This window comes from Halomarina rubra, assembly GCF_023699475.1.
Lineage (GTDB): Archaea > Halobacteriota > Halobacteria > Halobacteriales > Haloarculaceae > Halomarina > Halomarina rubra.
Genome location: NZ_JALXFV010000003.1, coordinates 754,154 through 774,615, shown reverse-complemented (window position 1 = coordinate 774,615; position 20,462 = coordinate 754,154). Strand labels below are relative to the sequence as shown.

The window sequence follows — 20,462 nt, the reverse complement described above, 5'->3', positions numbered from 1 at the left end:
GCCACCTTCCAAAGACTGGCCGATCTCTCTACCAGCAGTGAAAAGAAAGTCACAACTGTGGTTGACACGACCGCCACTACATGACCTTGTGGGTGTTCCTCGGTGGTGACGACTTCGTGGGGAGCATCGTCGAAACCGGCGTCGTCGAAGGCTCCGACAATTACGACGCCAAAGTTGGTGATTCAGCGGTGGTGTTCTCGGAGCAGGATGGGCTCGTCTTCGGCCCATTCAGGATTCAGAGTACCGCCGACTCAGACAACTCGGACAGCTTTGGGGGTGAGGGTGATTCTTCGTTTCGGGTGAAACCCTTCGACGTTGTGTCTCAAGCAAATGTCGAAGGCTCCGTCTATTGTGACGATCTCGCTTCTGGTGGCGCCGTGGACGAGTACACGGAGCGGTTCGTCAAGAGACGCCTTGGCGAGGCAGAAGAAGAATTCTCCCTCGTTGAGGAACGACCTGAGGATACGAACGCATCGTCCTCTGACGAGAGGTCCTTGTCGCTGAAAGACATCTCAAAGTCGTCCGACCAGATAGATGCCCGGAAGCAGGACTTCTCCGGCGAAGACCACGGGCGCTTACGCCTTGATCGAGCTAAACTCAGGGGCGCCGATCTCTCTCATACCAACCTCTCGAGCGACTCTGGTTCGATCGGTACCACATTTACAGGCGCGGAGTTGCAGGACGTTGACTTTAGAGGTGCGAACCTAGTCAACACGGACTTCACTGGGGCCGAACTCGACAGGGCTGACTTCACAGGTGCAGATCTGTCCGGGGCCACGTTGAGCGGGAACCTCACCGAGTGCAAATTCAGTGGAGCTACGATGAACGGCGCCACGCTTTCGGACGCGACGGTTGCGGGGGCTGAGTTTGTAGGTGCCCAGATGAGGAGAGCAGATTTCCGTGGCACAAAGCTCACTGGTGCACACTTCGAACGTACCGACTTGCGAAATATCGAGACAAGTGCTGGAGACCAGTTTGAGCGACTCTCGTTGGATCGGTGCGACCTGAGAGAGACGACGATAGCCGGTGTGCACCTGGACGGAACTACGTTCAGAAACTGCGACCTCCGTGGCGCGAATCTAACAAATCCAGAATTGGACAATGTGACGTTCCTCAGTTCGGATGTGACCCGAGGGGACTTCCGTGAACAGTCAGCAGAAGGTCTCGATTTCTCGAATTCTACGCTCTCCGACGCGAAATTTCAGAATGTAGAGCTTGAAGACGCCCGGTTCACCGGTAGTAGACTGAACGACGCAAAGTTCTCAGGAGCGGACGTCAGTAGTGCAGTAATGTCCGACGTGAAAGCCAGTGACGCCGACTTTGAGGGTGCGAATCTCGAACGCGTCGCGTTCAGCGAGGCGGAACTCTTCGGAGCGTCGCTGATTGACGCCGCGTTGTACGGCACGATCCTCCAGTCCGCACGAATCGGCGGTGATACTCGGTTTCACGACGATTCGGACGAGCGTTACGTGATTTACGACGAGCGGTCCGAACAACCGTGTCCGGAGGGTGTCGTGTCGGAGCCAGCGCCCGTCGAGAAAGCGATGTCGGTGTACCAGACGCTGGAGGCCGTAATGGAAGGCAACGCGTACTCTGCTGCGTCGCGTCGCTACTTCCTCAACCGAAAGGCGATGGAGCGTCGGAACCATCGGAGGCTCGGGAATTGGTGGGGTTGGACGGTCAATTGCGCCTCAAGACTCTCGTGTGGCTATGGTGAATCGTTCAAGACGCTGCTTGTCTGGGCGGGCTTCTTGGTGTTCGGTCTCGGTGTATTGTACCCAGCCCTCGGACTCACTCACGAACGGTATGGGAGTCTCACTTACACCGAAACAGGATTGCTACAGGCGATCGGTCACGGTTCCCAGTTCAGTCTATCGGCCTTCACCGGTCTCGGTTACGGTCCTTTCGACGTTGGACTGGTGGGTGAGGTCGTCGCCACTTTCGAGACAGCAGGAGGGGTCTTGTTCTTCGCCTTGCTGGTGTTCGTTCTGACTCGGCGATTCACCCGGTGAGTAACGCTCAACTCTCCCGCTATCATTCTGTACACCTTACGTCGAAGTACACCCACTGTGTTTTCCTGCCGAGCGACCGTTCCGCGTCACTCCACAGTGGGCGTTAATTGATTTACACGTCCCTCAAGAAGCCACTCCCTGCCCCCTTTTGTTTCGCTCACCACGCTGATCGTAGTGCTTCTTGATTACGTTCGGACTGACGTTCGCTCGGTCGCTGACGACCCGTTCAGGCACGTCCTTCGACAGCCAGTACGTGATGGCTCCTCGGTGGACACCGTGGGGTGGCCGACTGGACGGACAACGGGAGGCCGACACGCGGTCGGCGACTTCGCAAGTATTGATGTCACGGTCGTGTGGATGCTCGTCGGTGTACACGCACGAGCAGGTCAATTTGTAGACGATATGCTGAATCGTGCTGTGGTGGAGAAGGCCGTGTATAAATGCCAGCAGTGGTTGGCAACCGTTGCCGTCAGTCACGTCTATTCGCTGGTTGACGAGCTAGTCGTTAAACACCTCGCACATGCTGTCAGAGATCGATATGTAGCGTTCTCCAGACTTCTAGTTATTCAGTAGTGTCGTCGTTTGTCGCTTGTGTACGGTTCGGACATACTCCCCCTCTAAATCGTTACCTACGGCGTCCAGCAGGTGTATCGCTGGGTCGGCCAGTAATTGACGCATGGATTTGGGTTTAATATTGCGTCCAGGGGTGGCAAGTATCGCCTACGTCCTGTTCTATTGACCACCTTAATCCCGTGAGGATAAATGGTATTGTTTAGGATAGGTCCGAAAAAGGTTGGTATCAATCGGCCTCAAGTAGTATTTTTCCAACTGTACCAAATAGTATTCTCGAAGGATTGATACGCCAACAGGACACTCAAACGTTCATAGTGAGTGGAGCTCAAATAGATGCCGAAGAGGAGTTCGTTCATAAACTCTACGGAGAGGACTACCTCTATCAGATTCCAAAGTTCCAACGACCCTTCTCCTGGACTGAAGAAAACTTCGTAGACCTCGTTGACGATCTAACAGATGCGTACGAGTCTAACAGCGAATTATATGGGAATTTGCTGAATGAGAGCCACAAGCTCAACAAATCACGAAGGGATTCATATGAGCCGTACTTCTTGGGGAGTATCATTCTGAATCGAGGGGGATCCACCGGGAATCGGTTTGACGTAATAGATGGGCAGCAACGATTGACTTCGGTTGCCATCTTACTCTGTGTCCTCAGAGACAGACTCAAACATTCAGGTTGGGCAACTTCGCTAGATCGCTTCGTCCAGGAGGAAGAGGATTTCGCCAAAGGACAAGAGGGTTCCGTCAGGCTCCGAATCCGAAATCGAGACCAAGCATTCTTCGAAAAAAATGTACTAACCCAGGGAGCAACCCTCAGCCCGCGGAATCCGGCGGAGGGTGATACGGAACCACAACAGAACATCCTCCAAGCCGTCGCGACCTTTGACGAACGATTGAAACAATGGGAGGACAACGGAAATGACCTCACCTCTCTCGCTGCATTCATACCCCAACTAGTCGTGATGGTGCGAATCATGACCGATTCGTTGAGCTCAGCATTCCGCTTGTTCAACGTTACCAACGCTCGAGGGATGCCGCTCAATAATGCAGACTTGCTAAAGAGTGAGAACCTCAGCCAGATACCCGATTCAGACCGCGACGACTACCAGCGGAAGTGGGAAGACATGGAAGAAGAGGTCGGGAACGAAGGCCTTGAACGATTCATAGGATACATGCGACACATCCTAGTGAAGAACAAGTCGCAGAAGTCCATTTACGATGAGTTCACAGATGTCTTCAGCAAGAACCCGGACTACCGTGGAAGCGACTTCGTCAACGAATTGGAACAGGTCTTTGACGTTCATCGAAAGCGTGTGTACGACGCTATACTAGAAGCAGACGATGAATCCAAGAATGTCTACTATGCAAACCTCATATCAGTGATGCGTGATTTCTACCCGTCAGACGAATGGGTAGTGGCGTTAATACAGTTTGACAAGCGGTTTGATGATGAGGGACTCCTGTTCAGATTCATCTGCCAGCTTGAACGGCGCCTCACGGTTGATTGGTTGACCGGTAGTTCGAGCAGTGATCGATACTCACGGATATACAGTATACTCAAGGATATTGATTCTGCCGACGGCCCACGTGAAGCATTAGAATCAGAAAATCTCTGCGACGGTCTCCAAGCAGATCAAACTGAGTTTGAAGAAGCGCTGAACCTCAGGAACTTTTATAGAAAAGGGAACTATCAGTGGCCGAAGTACGTCCTGATGCGCATCAATATGGAGCGCTACGACAACAAGAACGTCAAAATCCAGTATGGTCAGAACATCAATGTTGAGCATATCCTTCCCCAAAACCCGACCAGTGGATACTGGATGCAGCGCTTCAGCGACGAACTTGAGCGCGAGAAGTGGACGAACAGACTTGGAAATCTAGTCCTTCTAGATGGTCGGAAGAACTACAAGGCCGGAAATCGACCATTTCCGAAAAAATATCTCGAGTACTTCGAAAAGAAGAGCGACTTCCAAATCACGAACGACCTGGCTCGGCATGATAGTTGGACGCCAAAACGACTCAAACAGCGACATGAAGAACTGGTGAACGAGTGCGTTAATATCTGGATAGAATTTTCCGATATTGAGACGAGCGCAGTGTGATGCAAACGCGATGAGGAACAAAATCTGGTCATTTCATCCCAACAAGAGTCTTTAATACAAATTTTCGCCCGAGGGAGGTAAATTTGCCGGAATATACGAACATCTCGGAACCACGAACTTGGGCCAAATAACCGGCAGCGAAGTACCGCCAGACATCGGGGATATCATCAAACGGCGAGTTCTGGGGTTTCACCGTAGAGAAGACCATCAGGAGACCATCATAGGCTACAGACCGGCTTCGGTATTCGATTCAACATCCGCACGGATGCTCTGGACGATATCGGTTAACTCGGTCTTGGTCCTTCCTTCGAGTGGAATCGTAGTGCCGGCTCGACGAAGACGCTTAATTGTCGCATCAATGACCTCGTTGGACGCGAACGATTCACCCTCATCGTCATAGAGAGCATCAAGACATGCGAGCGCTGCGGGTTTGTATCGACCAATCTGGGTGTCGAACATCATGAAGCAGAATCGACGACTCTCGAATACTTTCCTCGTGTTCTTGTAACAACCGTCCTCCTGTGTCAGCTCCGCAATCCACCAGAGGCGTTCGAAGGTACTCGAAGCAGAGTCGAGCGCGGCTCCATAGGTCCAGAACTTCTTCTTCATGCCCGTTTCGCTCTCGTACCTCCACCTGTGACGGACGAACCAAGGGAATCTCCGCATTGCGAGGTCGTTCCACATCCCAGAATCGCTCGCAGCGCTACGAGTCAGGTCGATTTCCTCATGAACAGCAACAGCTGCCTCCTTATCCATCTCCCCAGCATACTCGTCGTGGTCCTCGACAATCTTCCGGAGGCGGTCTTCCAAGATGTCCAGGTCTGCAGTATGGTCTGTAGGCTGAGTGTACTGCTCAAGTTCTGTCTCGTCGAAGTATACTCTACCCTCCCCACCATTGAGGAATGCTTTGTCGTCCAACAACTGTCTCGCTTCGTGGTTCAATCTCATCAGCTTCGTCTGGGTCATTTATCTGAAAGAGTTCGCACGTGTTTCGTGTAGTATTCGGCTGGGTCAAGCAGTGCCTGTACGGCATCATCAATTCTCTTGGTGGCAATTTCAATAGACTCGGAGAGTTCTTCTTGCAGCCGTTCGGCAGCCTTCTCCGGGCTATGGTCCTCGTAGAACGCATCGTGCAGCTTGTCAAAGACGGCCCCTTGCCAATCCAACGGCCACTCCTCGTCGTCTGAATCGTACTGTGTCGCTGCGATGGTAATGAGTCGAGTCCAAACGGGTGTCATCACCTGATTCCACGCCAATTCCGATGTCAGCTTCTCGTATTGCCCCTCAGGGCTCTGGAGCAACGGCACAACCTCTTCGTGGTCCTCGTTCAGCCATAGGACGGGAATCTCGGCATCCGATTCAAGATCGAGATAGTATAGCCGGTCTTTTGCGGGGAAGCGACTAGCTGGATTGGATTCACGCTTCGAACTGAATTCGGTCCCGCGAATATCGAACAAATCCTCGCCTTCGCCGCTATCGTCATTGAGCTCTACACGCCACCTCTCTCCGTCAGCTACGAACACCCCAGCATCGGTGGCATAAGCACCGGAGTCCTCGGCATCGGTCGTCCGGAGAAGAAGCGGACGCAAGTCAATCGACCCGGTCACCTCCTGAGCGTTGAACTCCCACGTCTTAGAATACGTTCCGGAGCTAATTGGGTCCCGTCGCAACACCAACCGATCACGAAGGTAGGTGTCACGGCAGTGTACGGTAACGGCGAGCATCCCCGGAATCTCCCCAAACTCTGGGAACACCTTCCCTAGAAGCCCCTCTGGAATCGTTACCTCAAGTTCCAACGAGAGCGTCTCCCATCCCTCGTACTCCGTCACGTCAATTAGGCGGTCGCCGTCCACCTCGCTCGTTGATTCACCGTTGAGTGAGTATTCCCTGACAGTGAAGTCCAACGATCCCGGTTCGCACCGGTGGGGGTACGTCCGGTAGGACATGCTCTTGTTCAGTCGAATCTCCTTCATGAGGACACCTCCTCAACGGTGATGGAACCATCAACGATTTTGAATTTCGTCTCACCCACATCGCCCAATCTCGGATCACGGTCTGCGAACACCTTTGATCGGATGTCGAACCAAATCCTACCAGAGTCCTCTGTAGCCTTGATCACACCTCGTCCGTCGTCAACGCGGCCATCACTGCTAGCCGAATCGATGCGTACCTCGTCAACCGGTATCTTCGACGCTTCGCGGTTGTCTTCGAACATCGCCGCCATCTCCACAATAACGCTCCACTCTGCCACACGATTGGAACCGTTAATTGTCGGTTCGATCCAACCACGGAACGTCCATCGGTTCCGGTCAACCGTTGAGTCGGTCACCTCCCAATCGAAGGGAGCTGCGAGGCTGGGAGTGGAGCGACTCGTTTCTCTCCCATTTGAGCGTGCTATCTTCGGTACGATATCTCGAGACGGACGATACGACTGCCCGGTACTCTCGCGTGCCCCGTAGAGGAGCTTCGATAAATGTTTTCGGAGCAGTTGCTTCTTCAGTCGCTTAATGCACTTCACACACCCCGACTCATATGTCCCTTTGAGTTCGTCGTTCTTCTCACCAATCCAATCGTCGTGAGCAGGCGGTTCGGCCATCGCTAGGAACTTGTCGATGGCACTGTCCTCATCAGTCGGTTCGTCTTCCATCCCTGGCCGAGCGTTCCCACATGCGAGCACGCCGTGGAACTTTTCGGAAAACCCGAGATGATGACCAGGTTTGTACTGGACCACCATTCCCGACCCACGGAAGAGTGCAATCTCTCCAACCCGCTCCTCCTCACCAGGATATGCACGCCGCGCGGCGAGTGAGACAGGCCCGGAGGCTGGCGTCTCGCTGTCCTTCCGACTCTGAATCTCGTACTCAAACTCTATGTTCGCGACGCTCCCTGGGCCGTTCAGCGAATCAGCAGCCCCTTCGCGGTTCTCGTAACACGCGATAAAGGGTGCGACCCTCTCGTGATCGCGAATCGTTTCATCGGTGATGTGGCGGACGTCTCCAGCCATATTGAGATGCACTTCAAGCTCTCCACGGCTTATCGCGGGCCAGAAGTAATCAGCAGTAGTTTCCTCAAACGTATCCGCTATCTCCGCGGGGGAAGGTTGTTCCTCCATTGACGGGTCGGAGGGGTCTCGGAAGCCGACCACCATCGTACTCGTCCCCGCTTCCCCTGGGCGATTCAACGATAGCTCCTCAGCCAACCCCTCAGCGACGTCCCCCCATACCGACTCGGGTCGCTCCAAATCAGGATTTTCGATACCCGTCGGAGAACCAAACCACCCTTCGTTGTCGTACCACTGACCATCTGAAGTGGCGTGCGTCGGGACGAACGATCGCCCTACTAGGCGAGGAGACTCCTGTCCCGAGAGTTCTTCGTCTAAGTACGAGTTGAAAAGGACCGTCTGGAGACCGCTAGCAACCCACAGGACGGAACTTCCCAACCCATGCCTCCCACCGGTGTCTCCACTCTTGTTGCTACTCCCGGGGTCTCTGACCAGCGCTGCATAGTCGCCCTCCGTGGACACCTCATCGCCCTGGATACCACTCGTGTTCTTCTCCTCTGCGATGAGGAGCCTAAGCGTCCCACCATCGTCCAGGTAGTCAATATAGTCGTCCAATCCAGGCCCATCCTGTTCTTCCTTCGCTGCGCGGACGTGTTCCAGGAGAGAGTCCCAACAGATGGCGTTCTTGAACACTTCACTAGGTTCATCAAATTCGAGTAGACGAAAGGTGACCTCAACGGGGGAGTCGTTATCAAGACCCGCGTCATTGATATTCTGGAGAACTTCCTTGACGAAGGTCTCCAAGCTTCTATCGAGGGTCTTCTTCTGCAGCAGCCCTGGGCTGTGAGATTGTCCTGGTGGTTGTTCTTTGAACCACCAGTCCTCCGGTCGAGCAGATTCTGAGGGCATATGATTAGTCCTTGTCTCGCACGTGGGGCACCGATGTATAAAAAAGTACGATTGTATAGATGAGAGATACCATCGCGACCGGCTCCTGTAGTGAAGTCTACAGCCGGACATTAAAGCTCAAATTGGTTAGTGGCAAATTGAGCACGTTTTCGATGAGAAATTCCCCCTCCAAGAAGTCGAAACGCAGGGCAAGCCCGATGATTAGTGGAGAGGTTCCAACTCAGCATGTGGGACGAACCGCAGACACAATATGTCATGATTATCTGCCTTGTCTATGGTTTCCTGGACAAAACCAGGAGCAATCAGGCACCCTTGTGCATCTTTACCTGTTTCCTTCCGATGGGCCTCAATGTATCCATTGAGCTGGTCCAAGTTGTCGGTGGTCGCATGATGCTGTTTGGTCTCAACGATAAGCGTCTCGCCGTCGGTCAGCTCACAGTAGAAATCTGCTCTGTTGTCGTCGTCGATACAGAATTCAGGAGTTGTCTTCTGGATATCATACGGCAGCAGGTTGATGTTGTCGCCGAGGTATCGCTGCATGTCAATTTCCTTGTAGTCGAAGTACGACTGGGAGAGCGAGATGTCCTTCTTCTCACCGACTAAATCACCAATCTCCCTCGCGAGTTCTTTGACGTCCTCTTCCTTCGCATCACGGAACCTCCAGAGTGTCGGGCGAAGGAATAGATTCAGACTCCCCCCGTCGAACTTCTCCGATAGGTCGTGCTTCCGGACTGGCCCTTTGGCTAAGTATTCAACCTCCCATTGGTACGGGTGGCTCTCCTTCGAGATAGGGTGCTTGTTACCAACATACTCTTTGAGACGAGCCACCCCATGGATGACGGGTTGTCCGCGAATCTTGTGCCCAAACACGATGACGTAATCACCAGGAGCGAAGTACCGATCGCTTCGGGTCGCCGTTACTGTCTTCACCGCACCGTACGCAAGGCTTACGTCGTCGTCTTCGTCATCAGCATATCTCTCTTCGATCAGTCGGTTGACTTCACTCTCGACTTCATCAAGCGAGTCGCACCCGTCAGATATCGCAGGTTCGTCGGAGACGTCCCCTCTGATTGCGCCGATATCCCACCCGACCGAGACAATATCGTGGTCCTTCCAGTCGGGCCAGTTCTCAAGGTAACCTGATCGAAGCCTCCACACTTTGGGCGTATCATCTCGTTCTGCTGGGAAATCCATTGCTAATAGAGTCTCTGTATGTTCGATATAGTTCCAGCGACTGGCGACTGTGTTGGTTCGTTACTGGCTTCACGGCCAGATTTATGTGCGCGCCTGCAGGGGGTGCAGGCGCGCATGGGCGGGCCTGTGTACCGATGTTCGTTCAGTACTACCACCAGCAGCTAGTAACGTCAACAGCGAGAATAGCGAAACATCCCCTTTGCCTCGGAGGCAGCCAATGAGTGGTCTGCCGTGCCCAACGTGTGAGCATCCCTTCGACTCAGAGCAGCAGATGTTAATCCACCATTCCGAGCATCATGGAACCCGTCTTCCATCCGGCCACGGTGGGATGATTGCAACGTGTGAAATCTGCACCGCTCGGTTCAGCTACTATCCATCAGAGAAACCCGGCCGGTACTGTTCTGAGTGCGTTCAGAACGAGTCGTGGCAAACGACCCCATGTTTGGAAGGACCCGACCACCACAGGTGGAAGGGTGGAAAACGCATCCTCAGCTGTGCAGTTTGTGATTCTGCTGTCAAGCGCTACCCGAGCAACATTCCAGATAGCGGCGTCGTCACGTGCAGCGAGCCCTGCAGACGTCAGTGGCTTTCAGATGCATTTACTGGTTCGGGGCATCCGAACTGGAAAGGAGGTGACACAGGCCCATACGGACCTGGATGGGCAGCAATCAGGCAGGCTGCTCTTGAACGAGATGAACACCAGTGTCGGTGCTGTGGTGCGACCGACGAGGCCCTCGGTCGCAATCCAGATGTCCACCACATCATCCCAGTTCGTGTTTTCGTCAACGCTGAAGGCTATGATGTCACGGACGCCCACTTTATCGAGAACGTCATCTCGCTTTGTCCGGGGTGCCACCGAAAGGCCGATTTTGACAAGATCAAGCGGGAGAAGCTCAGATTACTTATCGGCGTTAGTGATCAGCCGGCAGATAATCCAACGCGATCAGAGGCTTCGGATTAGTACGAGAAGGACAGGCATAGACAAACAGAACAAAATTCGGTTTGTTTCTGGAAATTTTGCCAGAATATTGAGTCCGGGTGCGAGAATCGAACCCGCGTCTCAGCCTCCACAAGGCTGAAGGATGACCATTACCCCAACCCGGACACGCATTCGCTAGTATCCGGTGTCCCTTTGAATACGTTACGACTCGGGGTTGAGCATGTCACAGACTCACTCAACGAACGGATTATTCCCCGGGGAATTTCCACATAACACATATGTTGTTTTAGTGTCCATTATACATCAGTATCGAATAAGATTGCGATCTAATCAACCGCTATACAAAAGCTTCGTTCCCGCATCTGGAATTGGGAACTCCGATTCTGTTTCGTCACGGTGGAATTCGTCAACAGCGTTGATAGCGCGCTGGAGTCTGGAGATGGTTTTTGAGAGGTCTTCAGTATCGTGGACGAGGGTCTTCGTAGGGTGCATAATCCGGTTTCTGAGTTGAATCAGCCCACCTAGGTCCTTTTTGAACTGACTACGAGACTCGTAGCCGAACTCTCGTCGGAGGGACTGGGATTTTCCGACGATATCCATCAGAGTGCTCAGGTACATATGCTCCGAGATATGGACGACCAGGTCGTCAATCTTTGACTTTTGCCAGCGACCAATTGCCTCCGGGCTCGCGTCGTAGAAAAGAGAAGTGGAGTCGGGATACTCATTCTCAACCAAAGTGGATAGCAGAACCTCAAACTCCGAGAATACCCGGTAAAATAACTCTCTGGCTCTTCGTTTGTTCACATCTGCAAGAGTGATAATAGAGTATCGGAGCTCATTGGTTGACTTGATTGCGAATATAAAATCATCAATAACGTCATCATCTGGGTATCGTTCTCTGACAGCCTCGGCATCTTCAAGCACCTCCATCGCAAGTTCTGACGCGTCAGCACCGTCCAGTTGATCTGCGATGTAAACTGCAGAATCTCCTGTGACCAAGTTTTCGTACCAATCGATTAGGGCGAAATCGTACTTCTCAAGGATAGAGAATACCGTGAGTATCTCGGTGTCTGGTTCCACATACTGATTTGAGTCTATCTCACAGAGTTCACCCATTCCTACATGGTAGTAACGGCCGTCTTCAGGCATGGGAATGTAAGTGTATTCTCGTTGCTGGTAGTAATCCAATTCTGACTCATACCCCTCACGAGTGGAGCAGTCAGCTTCCGACGCAATCTGTTTGGCAGTGAAACTTGATAGCTCCATACACCAGTTATCTCCGGACAGAGTATAGAATGTGCAGAATCACCAACCCCCTCGATGGTTCCTAGCAGTCAAATGTTGAGTAGTCGTTTGGAACACTACCGTTCGAATCTAGACCTCTGGCTTTTTACCAGCCGAACATGATTGGATTGATTAGTTGAACAACATTCTGCTACAGTATGCCGGGGAACACGTGGACACGTGATGAGTACCTAGTTACACTTGACTTGTACCTCAACACGCCAGGGATTGTCGTGGATAAGAGCGACCCAACAGTTCAGGAGACTGCCGAAATGACTGGTCGAACACCAAGTTCCATCGCACTACGACTATCGAACTATCGGTACCTGGACCCCCAGGGCTCAAAAGGGATGAGCCACCTCAGTGAGGGGTGCCGAGAAATCTGGGAGGACTTCTACGGTAACGAGAAAGAGCTTGCGTACGAAGCAGACCGGGCTAAAGAACGACTTCACTCGCCGAAGGACGATTCAAGCGCCGGTGGTGAAAAAACACGCATCAATACTGGAGATTCGTCTACCGAAACAAAGAGTCGAAGTGGACAAGCAGATTTCCGTGCGGCACTCCGCGACCGGTACGACGATTCGTGCCTACTTTGCGATATTTCAACACCAGGCTTGTTACAGGCAGGCCACATCCTGCCCTGGAGCGAATTTGAGGAGTTGCGTGGTGACCCAGACAACGGGTTGCTACTCTGCTATACCCACCATCGAGCTTTCGACCTGCAGATGTGGACGTTTACAGAATCGTACGAGGTCATCGCCAGACCAGGACTAGCCAACCAGAACCCATCACTTGAGCAATTTCTCTGCGGCAACGAGACGTTGGAGTGGCCTGATGAACCACCGTCTGCTAAATATCTGAAGAAGCACAACGAGCGAGTCCCCTGGTGGCCACCAAAAAATTCTGCAAGTTCATCACTATCTGATTCTTAAGTCAGCTAAAGGGGGCACCCATGATACGAATTGGCGGCTTTAGGCACTAACCACAGACAAGGACGTTGGTGTAAACGTGTCCACGCATCGTGGTACATCATTTGTTTCCCCAGCACCGACTCAGGCACAGAATCCAACCGTTTCAGGTCCATATTGTCCTCAATATCCGCAACCTTCACCCGATGAGCGAGCGAATTCCTGATTACGCTCAGTTTTGGGGTTGAGGGAATCGACTGGATTCTACCGATAGGAGGTCTGCCGCGCTGTAGACCACCCCTAGTTTAATATTGATTGACACGCAAGACGTACTCGTTCCCCGATAAATTCGAGGCAGCCAGAAACCATCGGCCTCGTCCGAAAAAGCACAGGGAACAGAGCAAGCCCAAATGACTCAGCGACGCATCCTGTGTCCAGCAACGAGTAGCACAGCACGAGACCCATCTATCGGGTCAATGGAGGTCTCCAATGAGCGGTGAGGGAGGCCGAAATAGCCGTAACCAGAATACTCAGCAGACGCATCCACCGGGTGGGTTCTACAGTCGGGTCAGGCTCACACGAGAGGGTGTACCCGAGGTATTCGCACCATCGGATACCGCTGATGGACTGATGATCGATCACCCCGAACTTGTTCGCCTCCAGAGCGCGGGAACCACCGTCGAGGACGTGCTGGCAGTCTCACCCGAGCGCCCGCTGGTTGCGACATCGACCGTACCAGATGAGTATCTCAAGACACTCAGCCTCAAGGAAGAACTCACCCCCGTCCGGGCGGTCAATCCCCACTGGTATCTGCCGTTCGACGTCCCAACCTACAAAGATGGAGACATGGACCCTGAGATACGGGCACAGAACTTAGAGGACTACATCCACGGGGTCAGGCGTGTTGCGACGTTGCTTCACGAAGCAGAGTGCCAGACTCGGGTTCTCCCACTGCTCAAGGGAGTGTATGCAGACGAGCTCCGCTACTGCTACGACCACATCGAGCCGCTCGCCGACGGCTATGTCGGTGTGTATGTCGGTCAGTTCTTCGGCCCGAAAGCAGGTAACCAGATTCGACAATGCCGTGAGTGGCTCCGAACTATCGACGCGGTATGTGATCCAACGGGGATCGTCCTGATTGGGCTCGGTTCACCGCGATATCTCGAAGGTCTTCCCGCCTCTGTCGTCGCCGCAGCAGGGCGATACGTGTGGCTTCGTGAAACCGAGTTCCTTGACACACCCATTGAGGAGGCACACCGTCGACTCCGTGCACTTCGCGCAGAGATTTCCGAGGCTGTCGGAACAGGATACAACCAGCTCTCACTTCAGCAGTTCTCACAGGAGGCAGTCCATGGGTAGTTACAGGAATAATTCATCAGACGCCAGTACCGACACTGCAAATGACCGCCTCCCCGAGGATCTCAAGGACCCAGATCAGCGTGAGCTCGACGAAGTCCCGGGGGTTTCGTCGCCAGAAAAGGATGGGCAGGCCGAGGAGAGCGACGACTCCGAGACACATTCGAGCGGTGGCGTTGGCGGTGGAGGCTCCGCAGGTGTGTCTGCCTCGGGCCCTGCGGTCTCTGAGCCGACCGGTGTGGCCGAGGGAGACGATTCTGATGAGGATGACGGACTCGTTTCGACACTCCTTGGAGGAATCCTGAGTACTGACGACGAGAAGCTATCCACGGAGGGTACTGGTATCCCGCCGTCGAAGCTTGAGCAGTGGTCGAAGTCTGGGCCGTCTTCCTCGCCAAAGCGAACGAAAGACGCGCTTTCGCGTGCTCTCACGAACAGTTCGCACCTTGATAGAGACGACATCGAATTCCGTGTCTTCCTCCAGGGGTCGTACAAGAACCACACCAATATCCACGGGAACAGTGACGTCGACATCGTCATCCAACTCACGAGTCCGCATCGGAGGGACAGCAACCGGCTCCTACGGAACACAGAGGGAGTAAACGAGGACGGACAGCCAACGGACTACAGTTACGAGCAGTTCAAAGACGACGTCATCGCTGCACTTCGTGAACGCTATGGAGACGACGCGGTCGTCGTCGATGACAAGGCCATCAAGGTCCACGCCTCGGACTCGACGCTCCAGATTGACGCCGACGTCGTGGTGTGCCAGCGCTACAAATCACCTGATGAAGAGCAAGAGCTGTGGTTCCGCTCGAAGTCGGGCGAAGAGATCACCAACGCACCAGAGCAGCATTACCAAGCAGGGGCTGCGAAGAACAAGGCTACCGGGGGCAACTACCGGAAGTCCGTTCGGATGATCAAGCGAGCGCGGCAGAACCTCGTTCACAAGGGCCGCTTCTCCAAAGACGATGCGCCGTCGTACTTCATCGCTGGCCTTCTCTCGAACGTTCCTGACGAGGCGTTCGTCGATGACCCACAGGAACGGTTCGTCCGAATCGTGAACTACCTCCACGCCAATCGGAACGATCTCTCGTCGTTCACGACGCAGCACGGAAAACAACCACTGTTTGGCCGGGATTCGACGCGGTGGAACGAGCGTGATGCGAGACGGTTCGTCGGTGAGCTCGTGTGGCTCTACCAGAATTACTACAACTGAGTAAAGGGGAGAATGCACACATACTCTATCGATAGCGATCGGCGGCTGAAGGTACTCGGTCTACTGGGTGCACTCAGCCTCATCGTTATTCAACTCGGGGAAGGCCTGCTTTCTCGATTCGTTGTCGAAGGGTACACAGCAGCGGTCCTCATCCCATCATTCGGGGCGGTATTCGCCGGGCTATTCCTTGCTTGGAATCGGTATCTCTGGCGGTGGAAGGTTTTCCAGCGCTTGGGAATCGTCAAAACCCCGGACCTGAACGGCGAGTGGGAGGGATACCTGAAGACATCGTACAATGGTGAAATCCCTGAGTCGGCGATTCACGTAGAGAACGACGAGGAGAGCGAGTACACTAAGGTCAGAGCTACGCTCACCATCACCCAGCAATGGTGGCGAATGCAGGTCGACCTCTCGACAGAGCAGTCGTCGTCCATGAGTGAAGGCGGTACACTCCTCGTCGAAGATTCGCGCTGGCCAACGCTGAGTTACCAATACGAGAACAACCCAGGTATGGAAACACCGGATGCAATGCGACTCCACTACGGCACGGCGAATCTAGAGTACAACCCAGAGGGGAAGATAGAGACATTGGAAGGAGTGTATTACACCGGACCAAAGCGCGAGAACCACGGAGGGATGAAGTTTAGTTCCGATTGAAACAACTGAGAAGATAAATCATTCCCAAAGATATTTTTCTAGTACAGAATATCAGTAGTGGCATATATTAGGAAATTACCGTTCAGTCATGGACGAAAGGCTCCGCAGCATTCACCGGCAAGCAATTGAGAATCATCCTCTGCAAGAATACGAATACGCTGACGAGTATTTTAGGGATCAACTGAACACACGTGATGTTCACCCAAACTATGGGAGAATAAAGATGAGAGGTATGTTTCGAGTTCACTCGAGTGGTCCTCGTGACTATTTGCTAGTGCAAACGAATCCCGATCTGAAGCCGGGCACCCACACGGATGGTGTCCATCCGTCCCACTTCAAATTAGGTGATGAGTCGAACGACTTCGACATCCAAACACTCGTTGACCATTCTCGCACCACAATTTCAAATTATCTTTATAACGGTGGAAAGCACAATCTAAAATCACTAATATGCGCTGTAAACGAGGTGTTCGAAGAAGGTAAACTCGAACTTGACTCGGTAATCGACGATGAGACTTTTAGAGATTATCTTTGCTACGAGAAATACCAGTCGTACCGGAAGGATTTGTCGAATCCACCAATCGGAGAGAAAGAGGGGTTTTTCGGTGACTTCGCTTACACGAACGTAATCAAACATCAAGCGCCCAGGAATCGTTACAGACGTACACCCCATGGTATCGATTGGTTCGAAGACGAATTGAAGACAATTTCACCTGAAATCGCGTTCTCAATGGGGGATAAGTCTATGCAGATGTTCAAGCGCTTAGGGTTCGAGAAGGTAGCCGAAAGTCAATTCTCGACCCGAGTCTGTGGGAAGATTCTATCTCATGACGGTGATTCCAATGGCGTCAAAGATAGAGGCCATCTTCAGGATATCTCTGTTGTGCAGTTGCACCACCTTGACTTTCGATCCGCAGATTACAGCAAAATTATTCAAGAGTGCCTGATGAAGGTGTCTAAGTTGTAGGAAGTCCTCAAGAACTGCCTGGGAAGAGCCAGCCCGATAAGCGAACTAAAGAGCAGTGGATGCAAATCCGACGGTTTACCAGAGGTCTGATTCCACTCGCAACTGTCTCTTGGTCGCGCTTACCAGCGATTAGAATCTCTATCACTTTGAGACTAATCTCAGTGATTTCGACAGGAATTGAACGGCTCCAAGCCGCTGTACCATAGTACAACAAAGTGAGTCGGGCACGTATTGGTCTAATTGAAATTCAGGGAGATACAGGAACGTCTATTGAGTAATTGTCGGCCAGGTTTCATACCATCCAGTAATACCTCCTCACCAGACGTCATCTCAGGAAAGCTTCTATTGAGCGCTCCACAACGACCACCCACAATATAGCAGCTACCACAGTCGGGTTGGAGAATCTCCGATTGTGCTCTTTACCATGAGAATGCTTAGTATGTTGCCAAATTTGGTTGTACCAATGAGCGACACTCATGAGTCTCCTCGGTCCACCCTCACAAAAAAACTCAACAGGGGATCTGAGATTGTCTTCCTCACCGGAGCAGGGATTTCAGTGCGAGCAGGCATTCCAAGTGCTCAAGAAATTGTCAAAAAACTCTGTGACCGATACCCCTCAGCAGATATCACACCAGATACAGACTATGCTGATGCTTGGCGACAGTCTCCAGTCGGAGGGCCAGACGACGCGCGAATTCGGAGAGCTCTGATCGAAGAATGGATTGCAGGAGTACCGCCACTTAGCGGTAATTATCCAGGACGCTGGGGAGAATCAGCAATTGGTTCTCACTACTTGATTGCAGAACTCGTTGAGTCTGGCTACTGCGATAACGTGTTGACGACAAATTTCGACCACCTCCTGGAAATCGCATTCAGCATGAATTGTGAGCGAACGCATCAAGTGTATCACACTGATGACCAGATAGATCCCCGGGACCTCCAAGACGCCAACTCTTCCGTGATTAAGCTGCACGGGGATTTTCTGTACGACGATCTCGCAAACATGTCTGATGAAATGACGCAGAGGGTAAACGAGAATATGAAGAGGAAGCTCCTCCCTTTGCTTGACGGACGAGGGTTGGTCGTCCTCGGCTATGGCGGCCATGACGAATCTGTTATGTCTTTGCTTCGTCAGGCTGCAAAAAGGGATAGAGGATTGTCAGAGGGAGTATGGTGGGTGGGATACAGCCAAATTGACTGGGTAGACCAGTTAGCACGATTTAAGCAGGATGCAGATGAGGCAGACGTGCCATTCTATGTGATTGAGCCAGAGGACTCGAAGTCGAGAATTCCAGCTCACGAATTTCTCATTGACTTGTTTGACAGATTGGGTCTGTCTTTGCCCGCACCATCTCCCTTCGGAGTTTCCAGAGAGATTCGTAATGTGTTCGAGGCATTTAGAGGGTCTTCTGGACAGATTCGCCAACGCCCACCCCTGAAAAGTGGTATTGTCCCAGGTGTGATACCGATTGCAGATCAAATTCGGACTCACCTCAGTGATGGTGCAGCGGTATGGTGCCACAATGGAGGGTCTATGGCACAGTCAGAGGCGATTAGCTACGTTTTAGAACATGAAGAAATTTCAGATTATTGCTATATCGATGTCCGAGGTCACCAGACATCAATTGGAGTAGAATTTGCTGCTGAGCTGAAGCAGGCCGCATCTAGCAGTGGTTTGTCGCTGAGAGAATTTGAGGACAACGATGATATTCTAGAGCGATATCTTGGGGAGGGTGGGACTATTATTTTTGACCGCCTTCCGAATGGTGCTGATTCAGAATTCTCGATGAAGTTCGTTCAGCTTGTGCACGAAATCATTACTACCCAGTCTCATGTGAACAATGGAAATGTCGTGGTCATGGCCGATTTGCCTTTTCTGTTCGGCAAACCAAGCCATGTGACGAATGTTGATCTCAACCAACAGGGCACGAAATCCATGCAGTGGATGAATAGCCAATTGGGAAATCTATCTAAAGGAGATCGGCAGACGCTATCAGCGCTGTCAATCATGCGATATTCAAAGCCGTATGACGTCGTGGTCGAGTTAAACAAGACGTTTGGAGGGGATGGGGTATCAGCCCTTGTTGACTCGGAGTTGATTCAAGAGCATCGAGGATACATCCGTCTTAATTACGATATTCCCTCAGAGGTGGTAGATTGCGATGAATCAGACGTTAGTGAGACGATTGGAGACGTATTCGGACACTGGGTTGAAAAGGTAAGAGATGACAAGAAAGAACACTATCTCCGCGAGGCTGAATTTCACTATTGGCTGGCTACAAGTGTCGATTCAGCACTCGAAATATTGGTTGAACATGGAGATTCAATTCTGGGCGTTTCTGATGGGTCATTGTGGACGACGCTCAACGACTATTTCAGAACTCGTCTCGACCAGACTCGAGAGGTAATGGACTCACTCAGTGATGAGGAGCAAGAACAACTCCTTCGCTTATACGAAATTGCAGCAATCGGCACATATGGGAACCGTGTTTTACAACTGAATGAGATTTCGAATACAATTGAAGAGTATCAATCCACGTGGGATGACTCATTGTTGGCGCTCCACGAAGGTATTCTCAATCGACTAAATCAAGAAACTTATTCAGCATTTGACAATTTATACGAAGCTTTCTCAACCACAGATTCCTTGTCCATACAAGCAGAAGCAGCCGATGAATTAGGCGTGTGCTGTCGCGGCCTCTCTAATCAGGTGGGCTTAGACTCAGAGTCACAAAGCCAATATCAAGAATTTGCGATTCACTGGTTTGAGGTGGCTGCATCCCTCTACGACGATACCGGAGACGAGGTTGCCGGTGCATACGCTTTGGACAATAAGGCAGGTGTACTTATTAAGCAAGACAAGTACTGTGCAGCTTATTCTGTGCTATGTGACGTCCGATTCACTATTAACAGTCACGAGGGGTCCAGTTATGATCGAGGGACAGTTTACGAATACCATACCGCGGCCTTTCTGAGTGCGGCCAGAGATTCAGATGATTCGAATCTTACGAGGAGATACCTTCAGAGTGCTGAAGGCCACCTCTTCGAATCTGCCCGAATGTATTCAGAGGTTGGATATCTTCAGGAGCTTGTTGGCCTTATCAGTAGCGTCGTCGAGTCGACAATATCCATTCGGAATCAACATGGGGTGGAATTAGCACCTAATCAGCCTGCTATGGTTTCATGGCTAGTTTCAGCAGTGGAGCGAACAGATGGAGCTATTTACCCACAGATATCCGATATGCTCAAAGAATGGCGGGACTACGTAACGTCATCGCATAACTTCGTGCTGTTGAACAGTTGGATACCTCACCAACGTATCATCTATCGGGAGGTC

The 20,462-nt window shown here is 52.1% G+C and carries 15 protein-coding genes and 1 tRNA gene; 10 read left to right on the top strand and 6 right to left on the bottom strand.

Going from position 1 to position 20,462, the window contains the following annotated elements; translation table 11 throughout:
* Window positions 1-80: 80 nt before the first annotated feature.
* The 3 genes from M1L36_RS09165 (at window position 81) to M1L36_RS09155 (ending at window position 4,690) form a co-directional block, all read left to right on the top strand.
* Window positions 81-2,012, top strand: coding sequence for a pentapeptide repeat-containing protein (locus tag M1L36_RS09165; protein ID WP_250873408.1), 1,932 nt, complete (start codon window positions 81-83; stop codon window positions 2,010-2,012).
* Window positions 2,013-2,186: 174 nt separating this feature from the next.
* Window positions 2,187-2,585 carry a hypothetical protein gene (locus M1L36_RS09160; protein ID WP_250873407.1) on the top strand — a complete coding sequence of 133 codons (399 nt, stop codon included), beginning with the start codon at window positions 2,187-2,189 and terminating at the stop codon, window positions 2,583-2,585.
* A gap of 314 nt (window positions 2,586-2,899) precedes the next feature.
* Entirely contained in the window at window positions 2,900-4,690 is a 1,791-nt protein-coding gene (locus M1L36_RS09155) for a DUF262 domain-containing protein (RefSeq protein ID WP_250873406.1), read from the top strand.
* 225 nt (window positions 4,691-4,915) lie between these two features.
* Here the strand turns inward: M1L36_RS09155 and M1L36_RS09150 are convergent, their stop codons facing one another.
* The 4 genes from M1L36_RS09150 to M1L36_RS09135 form a co-directional block, all read right to left on the bottom strand.
* The gene (locus tag M1L36_RS09150; RefSeq protein WP_250873405.1) at window positions 4,916-5,638 is read right to left on the bottom strand and encodes a DUF6339 family protein; all 723 of its coding nucleotides are present in this window, start codon (window positions 5,636-5,638) and stop codon (window positions 4,916-4,918) included.
* Between the two features lie 14 nt (window positions 5,639-5,652).
* Window positions 5,653-6,663 carry a hypothetical protein gene (locus tag M1L36_RS09145; RefSeq protein ID WP_250873404.1) on the bottom strand — a complete coding sequence of 337 codons (1,011 nt, stop codon included), beginning with the start codon at window positions 6,661-6,663 and terminating at the stop codon, window positions 5,653-5,655.
* A complete protein-coding gene (locus M1L36_RS09140) occupies window positions 6,660-8,600 on the bottom strand; it encodes a hypothetical protein (RefSeq protein WP_250873403.1) in 1,941 nt (646 codons plus the stop codon). The genes M1L36_RS09145 and M1L36_RS09140 overlap by 4 nt, the downstream gene beginning before the upstream one ends.
* A 201-nt stretch (window positions 8,601-8,801) precedes the next feature.
* Entirely contained in the window at window positions 8,802-9,794 is a 993-nt protein-coding gene (locus tag M1L36_RS09135) for an endonuclease NucS domain-containing protein (RefSeq protein WP_250873402.1), read from the bottom strand.
* 217 nt (window positions 9,795-10,011) lie between these two features.
* Here M1L36_RS09135 and M1L36_RS09130 point away from each other — a divergent pair, with 217 nt between their 5' ends.
* A complete protein-coding gene (locus tag M1L36_RS09130) occupies window positions 10,012-10,755 on the top strand; it encodes an HNH endonuclease (RefSeq protein WP_369694214.1) in 744 nt (247 codons plus the stop codon).
* Between the two features lie 71 nt (window positions 10,756-10,826).
* Here M1L36_RS09130 and M1L36_RS09125 read toward each other — a convergent pair.
* A tRNA-His gene (locus M1L36_RS09125) sits at window positions 10,827-10,898 on the bottom strand.
* 166 nt (window positions 10,899-11,064) lie between these two features.
* Complete coding sequence (locus M1L36_RS09120) at window positions 11,065-12,000, bottom strand: hypothetical protein (protein ID WP_250873401.1); 936 nt, start codon at window positions 11,998-12,000, stop codon at window positions 11,065-11,067.
* Window positions 12,001-12,176: 176 nt separating this feature from the next.
* Here M1L36_RS09120 and M1L36_RS09115 point away from each other — a divergent pair, with 176 nt between their 5' ends.
* The 6 genes from M1L36_RS09115 to M1L36_RS09090 form a co-directional block, all read left to right on the top strand.
* Entirely contained in the window at window positions 12,177-12,950 is a 774-nt protein-coding gene (locus tag M1L36_RS09115) for an HNH endonuclease (protein ID WP_250873400.1), read from the top strand.
* A gap of 465 nt (window positions 12,951-13,415) precedes the next feature.
* Window positions 13,416-14,285 carry a hypothetical protein gene (locus tag M1L36_RS09110; RefSeq protein ID WP_250873399.1) on the top strand — a complete coding sequence of 290 codons (870 nt, stop codon included), beginning with the start codon at window positions 13,416-13,418 and terminating at the stop codon, window positions 14,283-14,285.
* Window positions 14,278-15,501 carry a nucleotidyltransferase domain-containing protein gene (locus tag M1L36_RS09105; RefSeq protein ID WP_250873398.1) on the top strand — a complete coding sequence of 408 codons (1,224 nt, stop codon included), beginning with the start codon at window positions 14,278-14,280 and terminating at the stop codon, window positions 15,499-15,501. Before M1L36_RS09110 ends, M1L36_RS09105 begins: the two co-directional genes overlap by 8 nt.
* 12 nt (window positions 15,502-15,513) lie before the next feature.
* The gene (locus tag M1L36_RS09100) at window positions 15,514-16,158 is read left to right on the top strand and encodes a Cap15 family cyclic dinucleotide receptor domain-containing protein (protein ID WP_250873397.1); all 645 of its coding nucleotides are present in this window, start codon (window positions 15,514-15,516) and stop codon (window positions 16,156-16,158) included.
* An 88-nt stretch (window positions 16,159-16,246) separates the two neighbouring features.
* The gene (locus M1L36_RS09095) at window positions 16,247-17,125 is read left to right on the top strand and encodes a hypothetical protein (protein WP_250873396.1); all 879 of its coding nucleotides are present in this window, start codon (window positions 16,247-16,249) and stop codon (window positions 17,123-17,125) included.
* Between the two features lie 463 nt (window positions 17,126-17,588).
* A partial coding sequence (locus M1L36_RS09090) for an SIR2 family protein (protein WP_250873395.1) occupies window positions 17,589-20,462 on the top strand: 2,874 nt, incomplete at its 3' end.